21 protein-coding genes are annotated in these 19120 nt (G+C 60.4%); 16 read left to right on the forward strand and 5 right to left on the reverse strand.

The genetic code is table 11. The features are described from left to right. The first annotated feature begins 171 nt into the window (after positions 1-171). The 10 genes from AB5Y97_RS08625 to mltB all read left to right on the forward strand — a co-directional run bounded on the left by AB5Y97_RS08625 (position 172) and on the right by mltB (position 10024). Positions 172-546: a hypothetical protein gene (locus AB5Y97_RS08625; RefSeq protein ID WP_201945501.1), complete on the forward strand. Its 375-nt coding sequence runs from the start codon at positions 172-174 to the stop codon at positions 544-546. A 133-nt stretch (positions 547-679) separates the two neighbouring features. Then, on the forward strand, positions 680-958 hold the full coding sequence (locus AB5Y97_RS08630; RefSeq protein ID WP_040066119.1) for a peptidylprolyl isomerase: 279 nt from the start codon (positions 680-682) through the stop codon (positions 956-958). A gap of 179 nt (positions 959-1137) precedes the next feature. Continuing rightward, positions 1138-1812 (forward strand): DUF1499 domain-containing protein, encoded by a 675-nt coding sequence (locus AB5Y97_RS08635; RefSeq protein ID WP_201945503.1) that lies wholly within the window; start codon positions 1138-1140, stop codon positions 1810-1812. Between the two features lie 25 nt (positions 1813-1837). Continuing rightward, positions 1838-2419 (forward strand): carboxymuconolactone decarboxylase family protein, encoded by a 582-nt coding sequence (locus tag AB5Y97_RS08640; protein ID WP_042052696.1) that lies wholly within the window; start codon positions 1838-1840, stop codon positions 2417-2419. Then, entirely contained in the window at positions 2419-4572 is a 2154-nt protein-coding gene (locus AB5Y97_RS08645) for an FAD-dependent oxidoreductase (RefSeq protein WP_368157596.1), read from the forward strand. Before AB5Y97_RS08640 ends, AB5Y97_RS08645 begins: the two co-directional genes overlap by 1 nt. A gap of 17 nt (positions 4573-4589) precedes the next feature. Then, complete coding sequence (locus AB5Y97_RS08650) at positions 4590-5786, forward strand: ABC transporter substrate-binding protein (protein WP_368157597.1); 1197 nt, start codon at positions 4590-4592, stop codon at positions 5784-5786. A gap of 77 nt (positions 5787-5863) precedes the next feature. Beyond that, on the forward strand, positions 5864-7489 hold the full coding sequence (locus AB5Y97_RS08655; protein WP_368157598.1) for an ABC transporter permease: 1626 nt from the start codon (positions 5864-5866) through the stop codon (positions 7487-7489). Between the two features lie 29 nt (positions 7490-7518). Then, positions 7519-8169: an ATP-binding cassette domain-containing protein gene (locus AB5Y97_RS08660; protein WP_368157600.1), complete on the forward strand. Its 651-nt coding sequence runs from the start codon at positions 7519-7521 to the stop codon at positions 8167-8169. A gap of 16 nt (positions 8170-8185) precedes the next feature. Beyond that, entirely contained in the window at positions 8186-8800 is a 615-nt protein-coding gene (locus tag AB5Y97_RS08665; protein ID WP_100646320.1) for a CDP-alcohol phosphatidyltransferase family protein, read from the forward strand. A 132-nt stretch (positions 8801-8932) separates the two neighbouring features. After that, positions 8933-10024 carry a lytic murein transglycosylase B gene (gene mltB / locus AB5Y97_RS08670; RefSeq protein WP_368157602.1) on the forward strand — a complete coding sequence of 364 codons (1092 nt, stop codon included), beginning with the start codon at positions 8933-8935 and terminating at the stop codon, positions 10022-10024. Between the two features lie 84 nt (positions 10025-10108). Here mltB and AB5Y97_RS08675 read toward each other — a convergent pair whose 3' ends face one another. Continuing rightward, positions 10109-10777 (reverse strand): peroxiredoxin-like family protein, encoded by a 669-nt coding sequence (locus AB5Y97_RS08675; RefSeq protein ID WP_368157604.1) that lies wholly within the window; start codon positions 10775-10777, stop codon positions 10109-10111. Between the two features lie 106 nt (positions 10778-10883). Between AB5Y97_RS08675 and AB5Y97_RS08680 the strand changes: the two genes are divergently transcribed. Then, positions 10884-11462, forward strand: coding sequence for a TetR/AcrR family transcriptional regulator (locus AB5Y97_RS08680; protein ID WP_322112435.1), 579 nt, complete (start codon positions 10884-10886; stop codon positions 11460-11462). 122 nt (positions 11463-11584) lie between these two features. On the opposite strand, the gene pgm is transcribed toward AB5Y97_RS08680, so the two are convergent. Together pgm and seqA are read right to left on the reverse strand one after the other, a co-directional pair. Continuing rightward, positions 11585-13234: a phosphoglucomutase (alpha-D-glucose-1,6-bisphosphate-dependent) gene (pgm, locus tag AB5Y97_RS08685; RefSeq protein WP_368157606.1), complete on the reverse strand. Its 1650-nt coding sequence runs from the start codon at positions 13232-13234 to the stop codon at positions 11585-11587. A gap of 58 nt (positions 13235-13292) precedes the next feature. Next, the gene (gene seqA / locus AB5Y97_RS08690; RefSeq protein WP_368157608.1) at positions 13293-13802 is read right to left on the reverse strand and encodes a replication initiation negative regulator SeqA; all 510 of its coding nucleotides are present in this window, start codon (positions 13800-13802) and stop codon (positions 13293-13295) included. 292 nt (positions 13803-14094) lie between these two features. On the opposite strand from seqA, the gene AB5Y97_RS08695 reads away from it, so the two are divergent. From AB5Y97_RS08695 to fldA, 4 genes are read left to right on the forward strand one after another with little or no spacing between them, the layout of a single operon-like run. Further along, the gene (locus tag AB5Y97_RS08695) at positions 14095-14859 is read left to right on the forward strand and encodes an alpha/beta fold hydrolase (protein ID WP_201945671.1); all 765 of its coding nucleotides are present in this window, start codon (positions 14095-14097) and stop codon (positions 14857-14859) included. A gap of 55 nt (positions 14860-14914) precedes the next feature. Beyond that, positions 14915-15136 (forward strand): DUF2788 domain-containing protein, encoded by a 222-nt coding sequence (locus tag AB5Y97_RS08700; protein WP_005334296.1) that lies wholly within the window; start codon positions 14915-14917, stop codon positions 15134-15136. 20 nt (positions 15137-15156) lie between these two features. Beyond that, positions 15157-15453: a LexA regulated protein gene (gene ybfE / locus AB5Y97_RS08705; protein ID WP_005334297.1), complete on the forward strand. Its 297-nt coding sequence runs from the start codon at positions 15157-15159 to the stop codon at positions 15451-15453. 39 nt (positions 15454-15492) lie between these two features. Further along, the gene (fldA, locus tag AB5Y97_RS08710) at positions 15493-16017 is read left to right on the forward strand and encodes a flavodoxin FldA (protein WP_005334298.1); all 525 of its coding nucleotides are present in this window, start codon (positions 15493-15495) and stop codon (positions 16015-16017) included. A gap of 90 nt (positions 16018-16107) precedes the next feature. Here the strand turns inward: fldA and AB5Y97_RS08715 are convergent, their stop codons facing one another. Next, the gene (locus tag AB5Y97_RS08715; protein WP_005334300.1) at positions 16108-16581 is read right to left on the reverse strand and encodes a DUF4442 domain-containing protein; all 474 of its coding nucleotides are present in this window, start codon (positions 16579-16581) and stop codon (positions 16108-16110) included. A gap of 241 nt (positions 16582-16822) precedes the next feature. Here AB5Y97_RS08715 and fur point away from each other — a divergent pair, with 241 nt between their 5' ends. Then, positions 16823-17251: a ferric iron uptake transcriptional regulator gene (gene fur, locus AB5Y97_RS08720; RefSeq protein WP_005334301.1), complete on the forward strand. Its 429-nt coding sequence runs from the start codon at positions 16823-16825 to the stop codon at positions 17249-17251. Positions 17252-17367: 116 nt separating this feature from the next. On the opposite strand, the gene glnS is transcribed toward fur, so the two are convergent. Continuing rightward, entirely contained in the window at positions 17368-19029 is a 1662-nt protein-coding gene (gene glnS / locus AB5Y97_RS08725; RefSeq protein ID WP_069554708.1) for a glutamine--tRNA ligase, read from the reverse strand. Between the last annotated feature and the right edge of the window lie 91 nt (positions 19030-19120).

Below are 19120 nucleotides of genomic sequence, written 5' to 3' on the forward strand. Positions count from 1 at the left end.
GACAGAGTTTGTCGGCATAGCCCCACCCTCACCGTTTAACAGGCCCGGCACACGCCAAAGCCCGCCGTAGCGGATGATTAAGAATTGCTCGTTCAGCACAATCGAATTATCCCGCTGCCTTTGCGAACGTCCCTCCCTCACACTTGAACCATCAACTGAAGGAGACACATCATGCATGCACGTAGCGAACAGATGGCTGACTATATTGCCGATCGTCTCGAGTTCATCACCTTCCTCGCCTGTTGCAGCGCCCTGCTGGCCCTGCTGACCGGCATGAGTGGCCAGCAGGCGCTGGCCTTTACCGCCCTGAACCTGCCGTTTGGCCTCGGCATTTTGCTGGCGATGGCGCTGCTGGCCCCCCTGCCCGTCCACTTGCGGCTGCCGGGCATCACCTTGCTGCTGGCAGGTTGCGCCCTGATGACCCTGCAACTGGGGGGTGAATGGCTCAATCCGCTGGCCATCTGGAGCCTCTACGCCCTGCTCGGGCTGGAGATCATCTGGCAAGCGCGCCTCCGCGCCATGCTGGCCACCCGCGCTCGCCAATAACAGGGCTGACGAGCGCCGGTAAATGGCGGGCTGTGATGGCTGACGCCGGTGGCAAATTGGGGTACTCTTGCGCCCCGATTTGCTACCACCCTTGGCGTTAACAACCTTCGCCATCACTCCCTGGAGCGCCCCGATGAAAAAAGCCTGTGCCCAGCACATTCTGGTCAAGACCGAAAAACAGTGTCTGGAGATCAAGGAGAAGATCGAGAAGGGAGCCGACTTCGGCCAGATGGCCAAGCGCTTCTCTACCTGTCCCTCAGGCAAGCGTTTTGGCGATTTGGGAGAATTTTCCAAGGGAGATATGGTGAAAGCATTTGACGATGCCGTCTTCAAGGGTGAACTGCTCAAGGTGCTGGGGCCGGTGCGCACCAAGTTCGGCTTTCATCTGATCAAAGTGCTCTATCGCAACTAAGTCATCGCAACTGACCATCTTCTCGGTGAAGCTCACCTCAGGCGGGCTTCACCGACCTCTGCATCTCCCTCGCAAAACTGACCAAAACCACGCCAAACTCTCATCAATTTACTAACGTTATCAGGTAATTAAGTTTATCCTTCTCGGCATTGTCCACATTCGACGATGGATCCCGTGCTATGCCCCGCTCTTGCTTGTGGCCCCTGCTGGCCTGGTTACTCCCGCTCGCTGGCGCCCTCGGCAGCCGCTTTCATCTCTGGCCCTGGTGGATCGGTTTTGCGATCTGTCTCGTCGGAGCCCTTGTCTCCCTGATCTTGCTGGTGCGCCTGCCCTGGAGCCGCAACCGCTTCGCCAGCGGCCTTGGCGTCTTGCCACTGCTGCTGCCGCTGACATTTGTGGCACAGGCGCTGCGCATGCCGCTGATCAACGATGTGAGCACAGATCCCTACAATCCCCCCCAGCTACGCTGGGCGGCAGAGCTCAGAACAGCGCAGGAGCTGCCAATTAATAACGCCCCGCTGAAAGCATTTGAAAGAAATCCCGGTCCTCTCTTTACCCATACCGCCCCCGAAGAGGTGGTCATCGAGGCTGAGGAGCTGATGCAGGAGCTGGGCTGGCAGGTACGACCCAGCCCGGATGGCCTGGATGCAGTGGTCACCACCGGCTGGTTCGGCTTTCAGGATGATGTGGCGCTGCGGGTGTTTGCCGGCCCCAAAGAGACTCGCATCGATATGCGATCAGCCTCCCGTCAGGGACAAAGCGATCTGGGCACCAACCGGGCGCGGATCGAGGATTTCCTGACCCGCCTGAACGAGCGGTTGGGCCAAGCCTACAAACCCAATTTGAAACCGTAAGTGTGAAACAACAAGAAGGTAACTGATGCGCGTTGAGGTCAAACCCGACCGGGAATATGCCTGGTTTATCCGCCCCTTTTTCTGGCTGCAAAAGCGCAACTATGGTCAGGTGCTTATTCCGGGCAAGTGCTGGGGCCGTTCGCCGCGCCTCTTTGCCGCCGTCGCCACCCTCTACGGGGTCATCAACCGCAAGCGCTCCCCCATCGATCCCGTGCTGCGCTCGCTGGTGACGGTGCGGGTCTCCCAGCTCAACTGGTGTCGTTTTTGCGTCGACATCAACGCCATGACCCTGGTAAAGAGAGCAGGTTCAAGCGAGAAGGTGGAGGCGCTAGCCAAGTGGCGCGAAAGCCCCTTGTTCGACGAGCGGGAGAAAGCAGTGCTCGACTACACCGAAGCGATGACTGGCCTCGATGGGGTGAGCGATGAACAGGCAGCCCGCCTCAAGCCCTGGTTCGATGACGATGCCATGGTGGAACTGACCGGCCTTATCGCCTTCCAGAACATGTCGGCCAAGTTCAACGCCGCCCTCGATATCGCGCCGCAGGGCTTCTGCCAGCTGCCGGTGCAGCCGGAACGCCCCGCCAAGCCCGACAGCAAGGACGCCTGATGAACCGGACCCGCCTGCTGCTTGCACTGGTGATGGGGGGCCTTATCGGCGCCTTTTTTGCCCTCGATCTCGGCCGTTACCTCACTCTGGACGCCTTGCAGGCCCAGCAGGCGGCAGTGGCGCAATGGGTCGACAGCCACTTTGTCTCGGCCAGCCTGCTGTTCGTGCTTATCTATGTGCTGAGCACAGCCCTCTCCCTGCCCGGCGCCAGCTTGCTCACCCTGGGTGGCAGCGCTGTGTTCGGCGTCGCCTGGGGGCTGCTGCTGGTCTCCTTCGCCAGCACCATAGGCGCAACCCTGGCCTTTCTCAGCGCCCGTTTTCTTCTGCGCGACTGGGTCACCGCCCGCTTTGGCGACAAGCTGGCCACCTTTCAGTCCGGCATGGCGAAGGAGGGGGCCTTCTATCTGCTCAGCCTGCGCCTCATCCCCATCTTCCCCTTCTTTCTGGTCAATCTGCTGATGGGGCTCACCCCCATCAGAGTCAGCACCTACTACTGGGTCAGCCAGCTTGGCATGCTGCCTGGCACCTTCGTCTATGTACTGGCGGGCAGCGAGCTTGGCCAGTTAACCAGCACCGGCAATATCCTCTCCCCCGGCCTGATGGTCGCGCTGACCCTGCTGGGGCTGATGCCATGGCTGGTCAAGAAATTGACCGCACACCTTGCCCAGCGGCGCCTGCTCACCCCCTACCGCAAACCCGCTCGCTACGACTACAACCTGCTGGTGATAGGTGCCGGTGCAGGTGGGCTGGTTACCAGCTATATCGCCGCAGCGGTGAAAGCCAAGGTGGCGCTCATCGAGAAGCACAAGATGGGGGGCGATTGCCTCAACAGCGGCTGCGTCCCCTCCAAGGCATTGATCCGAAGCGCCCGCTTTGCCGCAGAGCAGCGTAAAGCCGACGAGCTGGGCTTTAGCCCAAGCCACTCCCGCGCCGATTTTGCCGCCGTGATGGAGCGGGTGGCTGAGGTGATCAAGGAGGTCGAGCCACACGACTCCATCGAACGCTATCAAGGGCTTGGAGTGGAGTGCATCGAAGGGGAGGCGCGGCTGGTCTCCCCCTGGGAGGTAGAAGTGAACGGCCAGCGCCTTGCCAGCCGCCATATCGTTATCGCCACCGGCGCCCGGCCGCTGGTGCCCAAGCTGCCGGGGCTGGAACAGGTGCCTTACCTCACCTCGGATAGCCTCTGGCAGCTGCGCACCCCGCCGCGTCGCCTGCTGGTGCTGGGCGGTGGTCCTATCGGCTGCGAGCTGGCCCAGAGCTTCGCCCTGCTCGGCATTCCCGTGACCTTGGTGGAACTCTCGGAGCAACTGCTGCCCCGCGAAGATAGAGAGGTAGCCGACGCCCTAGCTGGGCAGATGAGCCGCGATGGCGTGCAGCTACTCACCGGCTGGCGCGCCGAACGAGCCGACTATCTGCCCGCCGCCGAGGGGGATCTCCCCATCCGGCTGCAACTGCGCCGGGGCGATGAGACACAGGTGGTGGAAGGGGATCAACTGCTGCTGGCACTGGGACGGGTCGCCAATGTGAGCGGCTTCGGACTCGAAGCGTTGGGGGTCGAGCTTGCCCCCCTCGGCACCATAGCGGTCGATGGTTTTCTTGCCACCAACTTCCCCAGCATACTGGCGGTGGGAGACGTAGCGGGCCCTTACCAGTTCACCCACTTTGCCGCCCATCAGGCCTGGTATGCGGCGGTCAATGCCCTGTTTGGTCAGTTCAAGCGCTTTCGGGCCGACTATCGGGTCATTCCGGCGGCCACCTACACCACGCCGGAGATTGCCCGGGTTGGCCTCAATCGCAAGGAGGCCGAGGCGCAGGGAATTCCCTTCGAGGCGACCCGCTTCGAGCTGGCCGAGCTGGACAGAGCCATTGCCGATGGGGAGCGCCACGGTTTTGTCGAGGTGCTGACCGTGCCGGGCAAGGATACTATCCTTGGCGCCACCATAGTGGGCACTCACGCCGGTGAGCGGATTGCCGAGTTCGTGCTCGCCATGCGTCACCGCCTCGGCCTAGGCAAGATCCTCGGCACCATTCACGCCTACCCCACCCTGATGGAGGGGAACAAATACGTGGCGGGTGAATGGAAACGGGCCCACCAGCCCACCCGGGTGCTGGCGTTGCTGGCCCGTTATCACCGCTGGCGCCGTGGCGCCTGACAATCAGGGAAACGTTTATGCTCAAGCCATTCTCACAACTCAACTCACAGCTCAAACAGCGGCTAAATGCCCTGCTGTGCGCCCTGCCACTGCTGGCCAGCGGCCCGCTGTTAGCCAGCTCTGATGACAACTGGCAACAGACCCTTGAGGAGGCGAAGGGGCAGACCGTCTACTTCAACGCCTGGGGCGGCAGCCCGGAGATCAACGCCTATCTGGTGTGGGCCGGGCAGGAGCTGGCGCGCGACTATCAGGTCAAGCTGGTACAGGTAAAGGTGGATGACATCGCCCAGAGCGTCAGCCAGTTGCTGGCCAACAAGCAGGCGGGCAAGCAAGCTGGCGGCCCCATCGACCTGCTCTGGGTCAACGGCGAGAACTTCAAGGCGCTCAAGGAGCAGGGGCTGCTCGGCGCTCCCTTTACCGCCGAGCTGCCCAACATGGCGCATGTAGATAGCACTCTGCCGGTGAGTGAGGACTTCACCCTGCCGGTGGAAGGGCTTGAAGCCCCCTGGGGCATTGGCCAGCTCAATCTGATGGTCGACACCGAGGAGGTCGCCAGAGCGCCCACCTCGGCAACAGCCCTGCTGGCGTGGGTCAAGGCCCATCCCGGTCGCTTCACCTATCCCAAGCCGCCCCAGTTCCATGGCTCCAGTTTTCTCAAGCAGATCCTGCTGGAGTTGACGCCAGACCCGGCCCCCCTCTATCGGGAAGCGACCGAGAGCGAGTTTACCCAACTCACCGCCCCGCTCTGGGCCTGGCTCGATGAGCTGCATCCGGCACTCTGGCGCAAGGGCAAACTGTTCCCCACCAGCGCCGCCGAAACCCGCCAGCTGCTTGATGATGACGAACTGGCCATGGCTATCAGCTTCAATCCGCAGGAGGCGCAGAGCGCTGCCCAGATTGGCGCCCTGCCCCCCAGTGTGGAAGCGGTCGCCATGGAGAAAGGGGCGCTCACCAACAGCCATTTTCTCGCCATCCCCTTCAACGCCAGTGCCCGTGCGGGTGCCAAGGTGGTGGCCAACTTCCTGCTGAGCCCGGCGGCGCAGGCACGAAAAGCCAATCCGGCCTTCTGGGGTGATCCCAGCGTGCTGCGGGCCGATGCCCTGCCTGACTCCGCCAAGGGGCAACCGGCACTGCGCTTCAAAGCGGTGGCCGAGCCTCACCCCAGCTGGCAGCTCAAGCTGGAAGCGGCCTGGGCCGAGCGTTACGGCCACTGATGAGTGCCACTGGTCACCCGCTTTCCCGCTCCCGACCGTGGCGCCGGTTGACACGCCACCCCAGTATGAATGTGGGGATGGCGGTCATTTATCTGGCGATCTTCGTCATCCCATTGCTGGCGGGACTGTGGCAACTGCTGGCGGAGGGGATGACCGCCTCTCATCTTGCCTTGCTGCTGGCCCAGCCTGGCCTATGGCACTCAGCAGCGCTGAGTCTGTGGATTGGCACCGCCTCGACCCTCGGCAGCCTGCTGATGACCGCCCTGCTGCTGGCCCACAGCGACAGTCGCGCTTTCGGCCTGCTCCGCCGCCTGCTCTCGCCCATGCTGGCCATGCCCCACGTCGCCTTTGCCATCGGTTTTGCCTTTCTGCTCGCCCCCTCCGGCTGGCTGCTGCGCCTGCTCTCGCCGACCCTCACCGGATTTGAACTGCCCCCCGACTGGCAGACCATTCGCGACCCTCTGGGGCTTGGGCTGATTGCACTGCTCGTTTTCAAGGAGACCCCCTTTTTGCTGCTGATGGCGATGGCCGCACAGCAACCCATCCAGCTGGCACGCCAGCAGTGGCTGGGAGCAAGCCTCGGTTTCAGTGCCCCCCAGATCTGGTGGCGCCTGCTGCTGCCCGCCCTCTGGCCTGCCCTGCGCCTGCCCATCTATGCGGTGGCAGCCTATGGAGTGGCGGTGGTGGATCTCGCCCAGCTGCTCGGGCCCGATGCCCCCGCCCCGCTGGCGGTGCGGTTGTGGCTCTGGTATCAGGACCCGGACCTGCTCTGGCGCGGCGCCACCGCCAGCGGCGCCCTGCTGCTGCTCGCCATCACGACGCTGCTCATCGCCCTGCTCAGATTACTGGAGTGGCTTCATAAAGAGGTGGGCAAAGGCTGCTGGCTCAATGGCAAACGGGCGGCGCCCCACTCCTTTGCCAACCGGCTCGCAGCAGGCTTTGCATTGACCCTGATCACCCTCAATCTGGTGGTGCTGGCGGCCCTGCTACTCTGGTCACTGGCGCGCCGATGGCCCTTTCCCGCCCTCTGGCCCAGCCAATGGAGCGGTCACTACTGGCTGGATCTGCTGCCAACCCTGCTGCCGCTGCTGACAACCAGCGCGCTGCTGGCGCTGGCGAGCGGCTTGCTGGCACTGGGAATGGCGGTGTGCAGTCTGGAGGCACAAGCCGGCCGCCGCCCCTGGCCGCTCTGGCTTATCTGCCTGCCGCTGTTGCTGCCACAGGCGAGCCTGCTGTTTGGTATCCGGCTCGGGCTGGACTGGCTTGCACATGACTCGATAAGCAGCATTGGCTGGGGCTGGGTGCTCTGGAGCCAGCTGCTGTTTGTCTTTCCCTATGTCTATCTCTGCCTGCACGGTCCCTATCGCCAGTTCGATCCTCGGATCACCCAAAGCGCTCTGCTGCTGGGGGCTACGCCATGGCGAGCCTGGTGGCAGGTGAAAGCGCCGCTGCTGGCGCGCCCGCTGCTGTTTGCCTTCGGCGTCGGGGCGGCGGTGAGTTTGGCCCAATACCTGCCGACCCTGCTGTTTGGCGCTGGCAGAGTGGTCACCATCACCACCGAAGCGGTGGCCATCGGCAGCGGCCTCAACCGGCGGCTGGCGGGGCTCTACGGCCTGCTGCAACTGCTGCTGCCGCTCGTTATCTACCTGCTGGCACTCTGGCTGCCAGCGCGGATCAATCCGGCGCTCAAGGGGGGCGGCTGACGATGAACTCTCATAATGGAAACAACCATATGCTGAGCACCACGCCTCTTCGACTTTACCTTGATGAAAATCTGCTGCTTTCGCTCCCTGCCCTGCAGGTGGCCCCCGGCGAGGTGTTGACCCTGATGGGCCCCAGCGGCTGCGGTAAAAGCTCCCTGCTGGCGGGGCTGGCTGGAGTACTACCGAGCGCGCAGACAGATAGCGGCCCGATCCGGCTGGAGGGGGAGATAAGGCTCGGCGAGCGGCTACTCAACGCCCTACCGCCGCAGGCGCGGCGCATCGGCATGCTGTTTCAGGATGACCTGCTGTTCGACCATCTGACGGTGGCGGAGAACCTGATGTTCGGCATGCCAGCGACCATCAAGGGAAAACACGCACGACGGGAAAAGGCACTGACCGCATTGGCACAAGTCGCGCTGGCGGATCAGGCTGACAAGCTGCCGCAGTTGCTGTCAGGGGGTCAGCGGGCGCGGGTCAGTCTGCTGCGGGCGCTGTTGGCGGAACCCGACGCCCTGCTGCTGGACGAGCCCTTCTCCCGCCTCGACAAGCCGCTGCGGGCTGCCTTTCGCGAGCTGGTGTTCGCGCAGCTCAAGGCGCTGGCCATCCCCGCTATTCTGGTGACCCACGATGCGGAAGACGCGCCGGGCACCATACTCAACCTCACCGAATGCCACTGTTAACCGAGGAGTGTTCACCTTGTTTGATCGCCATCTGATCCCCGTGATCCGCAGCCCTCTCACTCAGCTTGCCAAACCGCTCTGCCGCGCCGGGGTCAGTGCCAATCAAGTGAGCCTCACCGGCTTTGCCATCGGCATGCTGGCGCTACCGCTGCTGGCCTTTGGCTGCTATTCATGGGCACTCGCGGCCATCCTGCTCAACCGGCTGCTGGACGGGCTCGATGGCGCCGTGGCGCGGGAAACCGGCATCACCGATTGCGGCGGCTTTCTCGACATCACGCTGGATTTTATCTTCTACGCTGCCGTGGTGCTGGGCTTTGCCCTCGCCGCCCCTGCCAATGCGCTGCCCGCCGCCACCCTGCTGTTTGCCTTTATGGGCACCGGCTCGAGCTTTCTGGCATTTGCCATCATGGCGGGCAAGCGGGGGATCGACAATCCGGTCTACCACCACAAATCCCTCTACTATCTGGGCGGCCTCACCGAGGGGAGCGAAACCATCGCCCTCTTTGTGCTGATGTGCCTGTGGCCCACCGCCTTCGCCCCGCTCGCCTACGGCTTTGCAATGCTCTGCGCCATCACCACCCTGACCCGGCTCTGGAGCGGTTACCACACCCTGCGTCCCCCCCAGCCCTAAACAGCACAGCCCTCACAGAAGGGCTAATCCATCGCACGATGAATTGGCGGCAAGCAAGGCACACTGAACGCTTGCACGGGGATGACAATGTTTTACCATGACGGCACTTTTATCAGTCTCTTTGAGAACCCTATGCGTCGCCTTGCCTCTCTTCTCACTCTGTCGTTATTCCCCCTGCTCGGTGGCTGCAGCAGCGCCCCAGCACCAAAACCCGTGGTCGTCCCCCAGCCCAAGAGCGCCTTTATCAATCAGGCGCCATCGAGCAAACCCGTTTATACACAAGGGGTTAGCAAGGGGGACTTCGCCAATCGCCCCAACGTGGACAGATTTGTCCAGAAAATGGTCGAGAAGCACGGTTTTGACAACGCCCAGCTGCATCAGGTGCTGGCACAGGCAGAGCGTTACGACTGGATCATCCGCCTGATGGATGCCCAGGCGCCGACCACCGCGAAGCCCACCGGCCCGACCGGTGCCTGGAACCGCTATCGCGTCAAGTTCATCACCCCGGATAACGTACAGAACGGCGTCAACTTCTGGCGTGAATACGCAAGCGAGCTGAACCGGGCGGAGCAGATTTACGGGGTGCCGCCGGAGATCATCGTCGGCATTATCGGGGTCGAGACCCGCTGGGGCCGGGTGATGGGCAAGACCCGCATTCTGGATGCACTGGCCACCCTGGCGTTTGATTACCCGCGCCGCGCCGAGTTCTTCACGAGCGAATTGGAAGCCTTCCTGGTGATGACCCGCGACGAGGGGATGGATCCCACCGAACCCAAGGGCTCCTATGCGGGCGCCATGGGCTACGGCCAGTTTATGCCCTCCAGCTTCCAGCGCTATGCGGTGGACTTTGACGGCAACGGCCACACCAACCTGTGGGATCCGGTTGATTCCATCGGCAGCGTCGCCAACTACTTCAAGGCCCACGGCTGGGAGAAAGGCCAACCGGTGGCGGTGCGCGGTCAGGGCCAACTGCCCGGCTATGAGCATGGCTTTCAGACCCGCTACCCGGTCGCCACCCTGCACCGCGCAGGGCTGACCCCCACCAGCACCCTCGGCAACCACAGCGAGTCGAGCCTGCTGCGCCTCGATGTCGGCACCGGCTACCAATACTGGTACGGCCTACCCAACTTCTACACCATCACCCGTTACAACCACAGCACCCACTACGCCATGGCGGTGTGGCAGCTGGGGCTGGCGGTGAAAGAGGCCAAAGGCGGTTACTGAATCATTTGCTTATAAACGCGAGGCAGGCCTGTCCAGGCCCGCCTCGTCTGCACTCCACACGGCGCCTACTGGCACAGTGTCGGTTTAAAGCATCCCGGCCGCGGCCAGTCTGTCCAGCTCAGCGATCAGCTGGGTCGGCTCTGCGCGTTGGGTGTAGTCCACATTGACGAAGTGGTAGCGCACCACCCGATCCTGGCCAAGGATATACGTCGCCGGGACTGGCAAAGTAAAACTGTCATCCCCGTTGCTGGCCGGAATATCGATACCAAAACGCTCATAAATTGGGCGCAGCACCTCGGGCAGCTCGAATACCAACCCCAGCAAAGCCGACACCCGGTTGCCTTCATCGCTGAGCACAGTGATCGCCAGCTCGTTGGCGGTGAGAGTGTCCTGCGCGGTTGTTGGCATCTCGGGAGTCAAACCGAGGAGGGTGACTCCCCGTTTCACAAACTCGGGCAAAGCGATATTGAGTGCCTGCATCTCGAGATTGCAATAAGGACACCAACCACCTCGATAGATGTTGAGCACCACAGGCCCCTCAGCCAGATAGTGGGAGAGCGGGCGCACCACCCCGTGCTGATCGGGCAACGCAAAGTCAGGAAACTGATCGCCAGTGACAAATGCCCCTTGTCCCAGTCCGCTCGCCCGTAGCGCTTCTGTAGCCCCCTCCATCACCGCCAGTACATCACCAGGGACTTTAGTTCGCTTTATCGCATCGTACTCTTTGATTTTTTGCTCAAGTGTGGGCATCATTATCATCCTTTCTGTAGTGGTCACTACAATATCAAGCAAGCCACCAACACTGGTCAAGACATTTTTTAGTGATCACTACAGAAAGACAACGCAAGCAGGAATCGAAATGGCAAGACCGGCATCATTTGACAGAGAACAAGTTCTGGAGGTTGCCCTCAACAGCTTCTGGGAAACTGGCTTCAGCAACACTGGCATCGCCACACTCGTTGACAGAATGGGGTTGAAGCCCAGCAGCCTGTACGGCGCCTTCAGCTCTAAAGAGGGATTGTTTATCGAAGTGTTGCAGCGCTATTCAGCACAGAGTCTGGCGCAGATCGAACTGTTGTTGGCCTCGGCAGATTCTCCCCTAGCCGGTGTGCGAGCCCTGCTCGATGCTGTAGCTCGGGATGCCATAGCCAGCGAGGCACATCGTGGCTGCCTGCTGGTCAATACCCTGCTGGAAGTGGGGCGCCAAAATCCAACGATTCAGCATGAAGCCAGCGTTCACTTGGCCGAAGTGGAACAGCGGGTGGCCAATAACTTGCGCCAGGCACAAGCAGCTGGAGAGTTGGCCGCCGAGCGCGATATCGACACCCTCGCGGCTTTGTTGATGACCATGGTGTGGGGAATGCGCGTACTGGGTCGCACCCATCCACCTGCCGCCAAGGTACAGGCAGTGTTGGCCCAGATACAGGCCATGCTTTAAGCCACAGACCAGCAGCCCCTCGCACAATTCGTAGCCACCACAGAAAAACAGAGGAGCCGATTTGGCTCCTCTCTTCACCTTGTCTTTAGCCCGGGGACCCGGGCGCTGACGTGATGCGCGGCTTAAACACCAGCCTTGGCCAGCGCAGCAGAGACGATCTGCTGGGCTTCCTGCTGGATGAGGTCGAGGTGCGCGTCGCCCTTGAAGCTCTCCATGTAGATCTTGTAGATGGACTCGGTGCCGGAGGGGCGCGCCGCGAACCAGCCGTTCTCGGTCACTACCTTGAGACCGCCGATGGCGGCATCATTGCCCGGCGCCTTGGTCAGCTTGGCGATGATGGGCTCACCGGCCAGGGTGGAGGCTTCTACCAGCGCCGGATCCAGCTTGGAGAGCACCGCTTTCTGGGCACTGTTGGCCGGGGCGTCGATACGGCGATAGCTGGAGCGGCCAAACTTGGCTTCCAGTGCGTCGTAGTGGGCCTGCGGATCCTTGCCGGTCACCGCCAGAATTTCCGCCGCCAGCAGCGCCAGAATGAAACCATCCTTGTCGGTGGTCCAGACGGTGCCGTCTTTGCGCAGGAAAGAGGCGCCCGCGCTCTCCTCGCCACCAAAGCCGAACTCACCGCTGTAGAGGCCATCCACGAACCACTTGAAGCCGACCGGCACCTCTTTCAGGGTGCGGCCAATCTCACCGGCAACCCGGTCAATCATGGAAGAAGATACCAGCGTCTTGCCAACGGCTGCATCGGCAGACCAGCCGGTGCGGTGGGTAAACAGATACTGGATTGCCACTGCCAGGTAGTGGTTCGGGTTCATCAGGCCGGACTTGGTAACGATACCGTGACGGTCGTAGTCAGGGTCGTTGCCAAGGGCGATGTCGAACTTGTCTTTGAGGGCAATCAGGCTCGCCATGGCGAACGGGCTGGAGCAGTCCATCCGGATCTTGCCGTCTTTATCCAGGGTCATGAAGGAGAAGGTCGGGTCGACCTTGTAGTTCACCACCTCGATGTTCAGGCCGTAGGTCTTGGCGATAACGTCCCAGTAGGCAACGCCGGAGCCGCCCAGCGGATCGACACCGATCTTGATGCCCGCGTTCTTGATGGCGTCCATGTCCAGCACGTTCTTCAGATCATCCACATAAGGGGTGACATAGTCGTGCTCGACCACGAACGGGCTCTTGAGCGCTTCGGCGAACGGCATCCGCTTTACGCCGGCCAGACCCGCTTCCAGAATGGCGTTGGCACGGTCCTCCACCCACTTGGTGATCTCCCCTTCAGCAGGCCCACCGTGGGGCGGGTTGTATTTGAAGCCACCATCTTCCGGCGGGTTGTGGGACGGGGTGATCACCACACCGTCTGCCAGCGCGGCAGGCTTGCTGGCGTTGTAGCGCAGGATGGCGTGGGAGATGACCGGGGTCGGGGTAAAGCCCATACCGGCTTGAATGCGAGTTTCAACGCCGTTGGCCGCCAGCACTTCGACGGCGCTGGCAAAAGCGGATTCGGACAGGGCGTGGGTATCCATGCCGACAAACAGCGGGCCAGTGATGCCGGCCTGCTGGCGATACTCCACCAGGGCCTGGGTCACCGCCAGAATATGGGATTCGGAAAAGGCACTGTGCAGGGCGCTGCCGCGGTGGCCGGAGGTACCGAAGGCCACCCGCTGCTCGGGGCGGCTCATGTCCGGCTTGTTAAGGTAGTAGGCGCTGACCAGACGGGGAATATTGGTCAGGTCGCTTAAACGGGCCGGCTGACCGGCGTGGGAATGCTGAGCCATGGCGTTTTCCTTGCGTAATGGCGGCCTTGCCGGGCAAGGCCTGAGTCTTGAAGAATCGTTAAATTGCGCCACACACCTGCGCGATCACCTCTTCGCCATAGCCCATGCTGGCCATCAGCTGGGCCACCATGTTCTGCTTGCGGCTGGTGTTGGTGTTGGTGATCACCCAGAACGGGGTCTCCGGTACCGGCTTGGGCTTGGTGGTGCTGCCACTGGCACGCAGAGCCTCGGGATCCTGCGAGAAATAGACGCGCTTGCGCCCCTTGATTTCGGTGGCCTGGGTAAAGCCTTCCGGGTTATCCCGGTAGAGGGTACTCAGCACCAGCATAAAGCGGTTGATGGACTTCTCTTCTTTTTGCAGCTCACCGGAATCGAGCAGGGCTTGCAGCCCTTGTTGGGTGGCTACCGTACTGGGCTGCGCGACGGCAACGGGCTCGGCAACCGGCATACCTTGGTGAGCAGGCTGTTCCAGCAGACGGCGCAGGATATCGGAGGCACTTTCACCAATGTGCCGGGTCTGGCTGGCGATATAGAAGTAGAGATCGTCATCAAGCTCGATGGTTTTCATATGGATGCGCTGGACTCGTCGAAATTCGGATGCGGCGATTATACATAGGCAAACCCGACAGCCCAAGCAAGGGGCTGGCAGATGTACATGAATCTCATCGAGAATACGGCATAATAGCGTGCCAAGTGTGTGATCAGCCGCACTGATAGCCGATCCAGACGGGATTTTTTAGAAAAAAAACCACATAAAATCCCAATCCATTGGACGAAATCCTTTTCTTTCCAGTGCGTTAAATAAAACAGCGATACGCACCCACGACCGACAAGGTGTCATTTTGCAACAAAACAGCATATTGAACTTCAAGGAGCAGGGTCAGGGCCCGGCGGTCATTCTGATCCACGGCCTGTTTGGCAGCCTCGATAACCTCGGCCTGCTGGCCCGTGCCCTCTGCGAACAGTACCGGGTCATCAGCGTCGATCTGCGCAACCACGGCGCCTCCTTTCATAGCAGCGAGATGAGCTATCCGGCGCAAGCGGCCGACATTCTCGCGCTGATGGATCACCTTGAGCTTGATCAGGCGGCGATAGTAGGCCACTCGATGGGGGGCAAGGTAGGGATGCAGGTCACCAAGCTGGCGCCAGCGCGGGTAAGCCGTCTGGTCGTCGCCGACATGGCGCCGGTCGCCTATCCCCACTCCCGCCACCAGAATGTGTTCGCCGGACTCAACGCCACTCTGGCGGCACAGCCCCAGAGCCGCAGCGATGCAGAGCGCATTCTGGCCGAACATATCGAGATCGCCGGAGTGCGCCAGTTTCTGCTCAAATCCTTCGCCAGAGGCGAGCATGGCTGGGGTTGGCGCTTCAATGTGCCTGCTCTTGAGGAGAACTACGCCAACATCATGGGCTGGCCAGCGGATGAGCATCGCTTCGAGGGGCCAGTGCTCTTTATCAAGGGGGGGGATTCCGATTACATGCAGCCCCAATACAGCGAGACGGCACTGGCCCAATTCCCGGCGGCAAAGGTGCGTGTCATCGCGGGTACCGGCCACTGGTTGCACGCGGAAAAACCGGCTCTGTTCAACAAATTGGTTGTGGATTTCCTGTCGACAGGCGGTTAACAGTTTCAAATCCTTTGTGATATAGTGCGCCCGTCATAAGGAGTGTGCGCAATCCATGCTAAGTGAACATATCGACCTGATCGAAAGTTTGGGCCTCAAGTTATTCTTTGTGGCCATTTTCATATTGATTGGCCTGGCCATTCAGGACGTGCTCAAGCGCGGCAACGTGCCCCGTTTCGGTCGTTTTATCGTCTGGTTGGTACTGTTTCTGGGTTGTGCGGGTTTTGTCGCCAAGGGGCTGATCGAACTGGGCTGGGAAGGCTCAGGACTCGGCTAACTTATTTTCATCTGTGATGTATGGCCAAACAGCAAACTGATCGAACAACACTGGATCTGTTCGCAAATGAGAAGCGCCCCGGCAGGCCAAAGACCAATCCACTCCCCCGCGAGACCCAGCTCAAGATCAACAAGCGTAACCAGCTTAAGCGCGATCGGGAAAATGGGCTGAAGCGGGTAGAGTTAAAGGTGGAGGCCGAGTTGCTGGAGCGCCTGAACCAACTTGCGTTACAACAGAACATCAGCCGAGCCGAGCTGATCCAATCTATCCTGAAACAACAGATTGAGTCCGCCTTTGCGGTGGACATTGCAGTCTGAGCGTTGAGCATTAACACCAAATACGGGTAACTAAACACTATGGCAAGTGTAGGTCTGTTTTTTGGCAGCGATACCGGTAACACCGAAGCTGTCGCCAAGATGATCCAGAAAGAGCTGGGCAAAAACCTGATTGAAGTCCGTGACATCGCCAAGAGCAGCAAGGCCGACATCGAGAGCTTTGATCTGCTGATGTTCGGCATCCCGACTTGGTACTACGGCGAAGCCCAGGCCGACTGGGACGACTTCTTCCCCGATCTGGGCGAAATCGACTTCACCAACAAGCTGGTCGCCATCTTCGGTTGCGGTGATCAGGAAGACTATTCCGAGTACTTCCTCGACGCCATGGGTACCCTGCGTGACATCGTCGAAGCCAAAGGCGCCATCATCATCGGTCACTGGCCGACTGCCGGCTACGAGTTCGAAGCCTCCAAGGCGCTGGTCGATGACAAGCACTTTGTCGGTCTGGGTATCGATGAAGATCGCCAGCCGGAGCTGACCGCCGAGCGCGTCAAGGGCTGGTGCAAGCAGCTGCACGAAGAGATGTGCCTGGGCGAGCTGGAGTAATCCGCCTCCTCTCATACCTCTGACAACAAGGGCCCCGACGGGGCCCTTGTTGTATCTGCAAGTGGCGATGCTTGCCTTTATTCTCCCCTGTTATTCACCTCTGTGCTCCGGTTTGGCTCGCACATAGAGGGTGCGCTTGACCTGCGCCACCAGTTCGCCGCTCTTGTCCTGCACCGTCACCTCGAATTCGGGGAAGTGCTTGTTGCCACCTTCGGTCGCCGCCACGATTTCGGCCAGCTTGCCCTCGGTCAGGTTAAACTCGGCCACCAGCTTGCCCTTGCCCGGCTTGATGTAGTTGATACTGCCCGCCTTGTCCCAGACGTAGTAGCGATTCTTGAAGTAGCCCATCAGCATCAGCGGATAGATGGGGTCCGTCATGGCAAACATGCTGCCGCCAAACTGGGTGCGGTTGGCGTTCTTGTTCCACCAGCGGGATTTCAGGGTAACCCGGCAGTAGCGAAAGTCATCGCTCAGGGTCTCTATCTTGATACCGGCGCCCCAGAAAGGGGGCCAGGCGTTGAGTGCGCGGCGCACCCAGGCCGCATTGTCAAAAAGCCAATCCATGGATCTCATCCGACCAGAATATGAAAGTTACATCTTATCAACATCTGCCATGCCAGCAAGTCGGACGACACGATTGATTATTTCAATCCAACCGGCCCTTTATGGCTAAACCCCTTGAATTGCTGGGTTTATTTTTAGGGAGGCTACGACCTATAATGACAGGCCAAGCGAGTTCAAGGTTGCCATTCCTGCGGCAGTCCATCAGAATAACCCCACCTTCGAGAATGCGAATAAGTAGAATATGGCAGACAACAACCAAGCGTTAAAAAAGGCCGGGCTCAAGATCACCTTGCCCCGGGTCAAAATCCTGGAAATCCTGCAACAGCCGGATTGCCAGCACACCAGCGCCGAAGATCTCTATAAACGACTGATCGACCTGGGTGAAGAGATTGGTCTCGCTACCGTCTATCGCGTTCTCAACCAGTTTGATGATGCCGGTATCGTTACCCGTCACCACTTCGAAGGTGGCAAGTCGGTATTCGAGCTGGCCACTCAGGAGCACCACGACCACCTGGTTTGCCTTGACTGCGGCAAGGTGATCGAGTTCTCCGACGAAGTGATCGAACAGCGTCAGCGCGAGATCGCCAAGAAATTCAATATCCGTCTCACCAACCACAGCCTCTACCTCTACGGTCACTGTGCTACCGGTGAGTGCAAGCACGACGAATAAGTCGCCCGCGACTTGCAGATAACGGACAATAAAAAAGCCAGCATCAGCTGGCTTTTTTATTGTCCGGCGCAGGCCGCTGGCAGCACACAGGGCAGGGTCTCCCCTGCCCCATCGGCTTAGCCTTCTACCTTGCCCCAGGAGTCGCGCAGGGCAACGGTGCGGTTGAACACCAGATGCTCCGGGCTGGAGAGCTTGTTGTCGGCGCAGAAGTAACCTTCACGCTCGAACTGGTAAGCCTGCTCCGGCTTGGCGTCCTTCAGGGAAGCCTCGACACGGGCCCCCTCGATAATCACCAGGGATTCCGGATTCAGCGCGGCTTCGAAGTCATCCTCGGCGCCCGGGTTCGGCACCTTGAACAGACGATCGTAGAGACGCACTTCCGCTGGCAGGGAGTGAGTGGCGCTGACCCAGTGGATCACCCCTTTCACCTTGCGGCCATCGGCCGGATCCTTGCCCAAGGTCTCGGGGTCGTAGGAGCAGTAGATGCAGGTGACTTTGCCATCGGCATCTTTCTCGATGCGCTCGGCCTTGATCACATAGGCATTGCGCAGACGCACTTCCTTGCCCAGCACCAGACGCTTGAACTGCTTGTTAGCCTCTTCTTTGAAGTCCGCTTCGTCGATGAAGATTTCACGGGTGAAGTTCAGCTCGCGGGTACCCATCTCGGCATTGCTCGGGTGGGCCGGGGCCGTCAGCACTTCGTCGGCAGCCAGGTTCTCGATAACCACTTTCACCGGATGCAGCACGGCCATGGCGCGCGGCGCATTCTCGTTGAGGTCTTCACGGATGCAGGCTTCCAGCATGCTCATCTCGACGATATTGTCCTGCTTGGTGACGCCGATGCGCTTGCAGAACTCGCGGATGGAGGCCGGGGTGTAACCACGACGACGCAGACCGGAAACGGTCAGCATGCGCGGGTCGTCCCAACCATCGACGTGCTTCTCGGTCACCAGCAGGTTCAGCTTGCGCTTGGACATGACGGTGTATTCGAGGTTCAGACGAGAGAACTCGTACTGACGGGGGTGGCAGTCGATGGTGATGTTGTCCAGCACCCAGTCGTACAGACGACGGTTGTCCTGGAACTCCAGAGTGCAGATGGAGTGGGTGATCCCTTCCAGCGCGTCCGAGATGCAGTGAGTGAAGTCATACATCGGGTAGATGCACCACTTGTCACCGGTCTGGTGATGGTGGGCAAACTTGATACGGTAGATAACCGGATCACGCATCACCATGAAGGGAGATGCCATGTCGATCTTGGCGCGCAGGCAGGCGGTGCCTTCGGCGAACTCGCCGTTCTTCATCTTGGCAAACAGCGCCAGGTTCTCTTCCACACTGCGATCGCGGAACGGGCTGTTCTTGCCAGCTTCAGTCAGGGTGCCACGGTACTCGCGCATCTGCTCGGGCGTCAGCTCGTCCACATAGGCCAGACCCTTTTCAATCAGCTCGATGGCGTAGCCGTGCAGCTTGTCGAAATAGTCGGAGGAGTAGCAGATCTCGCCATTCCACTGGAAGCCGAGCCACTGTACGTCCTGCTTGATGGACTCTACGTACTCGATATCTTCCTTCACCGGGTTGGTGTCATCGAAACGCAGGTTGCACTGGCCCTGATAGTCGCGGGCGATGCCGAAGTTCAGGCAGATGGATTTGGCGTGGCCGATATGGAGATAACCGTTCGGCTCGGGCGGAAAACGGGTATGCACGCTGCTGTGCTTACCGCTGGCCAGATCTTCATCAATGATCTGACGAATAAAGTTAGTTGGGCTGTTCGCCTGACTCATGGCTCACCTCAAAAAAGCGTCACTGGCGGAAGTTGTGCCGGCTGGCACCCTCATCCCCCCGCCGTCAAGCCGGGTATGATCCCTTATTACG

The organism is Aeromonas sp. R10-2 (assembly GCF_040908445.1).
In the GTDB taxonomy this organism is placed as follows: domain Bacteria; phylum Pseudomonadota; class Gammaproteobacteria; order Enterobacterales; family Aeromonadaceae; genus Aeromonas; species Aeromonas veronii.

What these genes read in the sequence shown, in the direction of transcription:
- AB5Y97_RS08700 (WP_005334296.1), top strand. Translation starts at nt 14,915, where the DNA reads ATGCTAAGTGAACATATCGACCTGATCGAAAGTTTGGGCCTCAAGTTA.
- AB5Y97_RS08630 (WP_040066119.1), top strand. Translation starts at nt 680, where the DNA reads ATGAAAAAAGCCTGTGCCCAGCACATTCTGGTCAAGACCGAAAAACAG.
- AB5Y97_RS08715 (WP_005334300.1), bottom strand. Translation starts at nt 16,581, where the DNA reads ATGGATTGGCTTTTTGACAATGCGGCCTGGGTGCGCCGCGCACTCAAC.
- ybfE (WP_005334297.1), top strand. Translation starts at nt 15,157, where the DNA reads ATGGCCAAACAGCAAACTGATCGAACAACACTGGATCTGTTCGCAAAT.
- AB5Y97_RS08680 (WP_322112435.1), top strand. Translation starts at nt 10,884, where the DNA reads ATGGCAAGACCGGCATCATTTGACAGAGAACAAGTTCTGGAGGTTGCC.
- AB5Y97_RS08660 (WP_368157600.1), top strand. Translation starts at nt 7,519, where the DNA reads ATGCTGAGCACCACGCCTCTTCGACTTTACCTTGATGAAAATCTGCTG.
- AB5Y97_RS08635 (WP_201945503.1), top strand. Translation starts at nt 1,138, where the DNA reads ATGCCCCGCTCTTGCTTGTGGCCCCTGCTGGCCTGGTTACTCCCGCTC.
- AB5Y97_RS08645 (WP_368157596.1), top strand. Translation starts at nt 2,419, where the DNA reads ATGAACCGGACCCGCCTGCTGCTTGCACTGGTGATGGGGGGCCTTATC.
- mltB (WP_368157602.1), top strand. Translation starts at nt 8,933, where the DNA reads ATGCGTCGCCTTGCCTCTCTTCTCACTCTGTCGTTATTCCCCCTGCTC.
- AB5Y97_RS08650 (WP_368157597.1), top strand. Translation starts at nt 4,590, where the DNA reads ATGCTCAAGCCATTCTCACAACTCAACTCACAGCTCAAACAGCGGCTA.
- glnS (WP_069554708.1), bottom strand. Translation starts at nt 19,029, where the DNA reads ATGAGTCAGGCGAACAGCCCAACTAACTTTATTCGTCAGATCATTGAT.
- fldA (WP_005334298.1), top strand. Translation starts at nt 15,493, where the DNA reads ATGGCAAGTGTAGGTCTGTTTTTTGGCAGCGATACCGGTAACACCGAA.
- AB5Y97_RS08625 (WP_201945501.1), top strand. Translation starts at nt 172, where the DNA reads ATGCATGCACGTAGCGAACAGATGGCTGACTATATTGCCGATCGTCTC.
- fur (WP_005334301.1), top strand. Translation starts at nt 16,823, where the DNA reads ATGGCAGACAACAACCAAGCGTTAAAAAAGGCCGGGCTCAAGATCACC.
- AB5Y97_RS08640 (WP_042052696.1), top strand. Translation starts at nt 1,838, where the DNA reads ATGCGCGTTGAGGTCAAACCCGACCGGGAATATGCCTGGTTTATCCGC.
- pgm (WP_368157606.1), bottom strand. Translation starts at nt 13,234, where the DNA reads ATGGCTCAGCATTCCCACGCCGGTCAGCCGGCCCGTTTAAGCGACCTG.
- seqA (WP_368157608.1), bottom strand. Translation starts at nt 13,802, where the DNA reads ATGAAAACCATCGAGCTTGATGACGATCTCTACTTCTATATCGCCAGC.
- AB5Y97_RS08675 (WP_368157604.1), bottom strand. Translation starts at nt 10,777, where the DNA reads ATGATGCCCACACTTGAGCAAAAAATCAAAGAGTACGATGCGATAAAG.
- AB5Y97_RS08655 (WP_368157598.1), top strand. Translation starts at nt 5,864, where the DNA reads ATGGCGGTCATTTATCTGGCGATCTTCGTCATCCCATTGCTGGCGGGA.